This is a genomic window from Streptomyces griseus subsp. griseus (assembly GCF_000720255.1).
In the GTDB taxonomy this organism is placed as follows: domain Bacteria; phylum Actinomycetota; class Actinomycetes; order Streptomycetales; family Streptomycetaceae; genus Streptomyces; species Streptomyces griseus_I.
The window spans coordinates 1-553 of sequence record NZ_JOJE01000167.1; the positions used below are offsets into that span (position 1 = coordinate 1).

Below are 553 nucleotides of genomic sequence, written 5' to 3' on the forward strand. Positions count from 1 at the left end.
GTCCGTCAGCTCCTTCGCGACCTTGGTGTAGTCGTCCCAGGTCCACGTCTTGTCGTCGGGGAGGGCCACGCCGTACTTCTTGAACAGGTCGGTGTTCACGACGACGGACATGACGCCGATACCGACGGGAAGAGCGTACTGCGTGCCGTTGATCTGTCCTGTGGAGAGGGCGTTGGCGTCGAACTGCGAGGTGTCGAGGTATTTCTTGGCCTTGCCGAGGTCGTACAGCGCTCCGCGGTCCGCGTAGGACGCGAGGTAGAGCTCGTCCATCTGGACGACGTCGGGCGAGTCCTTGGCCGCGGTCGTCGTGGCGAGCGCGTCCCAGTAGCCGTTCCAGTCCTTGTACTGCCCCTTGATCTTGATGTTGGGGTACTTCTTCTCGAACGCAGCGATGGCCTCATCGGTGAGCTTGGCGCGGGCGTCCGCTTCCGCATGTCCGGCAGTGGCCCCCGCGGTTACTTGCCGCCGGTGGTCGCGATGCCTCGCAGCAGGAAGCGCTGCCCGGCGAGGAAGACGAGGAAGACGGGAACGAGCGACACGACGCTCATGGCGA

The 553-nt window shown here is 64.4% G+C and carries 1 protein-coding gene; it reads right to left on the reverse strand.

Going from position 1 to position 553, the window contains the following annotated elements; translation table 11 throughout:
• Positions 1–553 (reverse strand): ABC transporter substrate-binding protein (locus tag IG99_RS51300; protein ID WP_199815746.1); only part of this gene is annotated, 553 nt, incomplete at both ends.